The following is a 737-nucleotide window of genomic DNA, read 5'->3' on the forward strand; positions in this document are numbered from 1 at the left end:
CCGACGCACCCGCCGTCGCCGAGAACGGATTCACCTCCCACCCCTGACCCATCGCCCCCTTCAACAACGTCTCCGTCAACATCTCATGCAACGACTCCTGCACAACCTCCGTCGCCGACTTACCCGCCTGCTTCGCCCACCCCTCCACCACCGCATCACCAAAAACCGAATCCAACGACTTCACAATCTTCGGCGCCACGAACTCCAACGGCTCCGACCCCACCTCCTCCAGATGCTTCGCCGCCTTCTCCACCGCCGCCGCGATCACCTCATCCGGCACCGCCCGCCGCGAAATCTTCTGCAAAACATTCGCCAACCCCTTCTCGAACAACTCCGCCATCGGACCCAACGGCAACGACACCGCCGCACCCATCAAACCCACATACACCGACTGCAACGTCGCCTGCGAATCCCACTCCGTCCGCGACCCCTTCGCAAACTGAATCGCCTGCGCCGCAACATCCATCGCCACCTGCAACAACACACCAAACGTCACCGACGCCAAAATCTTCATGATCAAACGACCCAGCAACGTCTTCAACAAAAACCGGAAAATCGCATACCGCGCAGCCAGCCACACCATCGACCCGCCACCGGTCCAAAACGCCATCGCGACCGCCCACGCGATCTCGATCAACAACTCCACCAACGACAAAATCGAAATCAACTTCACATACTCGACCTGCAAACCAGTCTTCTGCGCAAAAGCAGCCAACGTCCGATACTGCTCCACCGCC

General features: G+C 59.6%; 1 protein-coding gene. It reads right to left on the reverse strand.

From position 1 onward, the window contains the following. On the reverse strand, nt 1–737 hold a 737-nt coding region (locus tag ABD437_RS42855; RefSeq protein ID WP_344654755.1), incomplete at both ends, for a hypothetical protein.

The sequence above is a fragment of the Cryptosporangium japonicum genome, from assembly GCF_039524755.1.
Taxonomy (GTDB): Bacteria; Actinomycetota; Actinomycetes; order Mycobacteriales; family Cryptosporangiaceae; genus Cryptosporangium; species Cryptosporangium japonicum.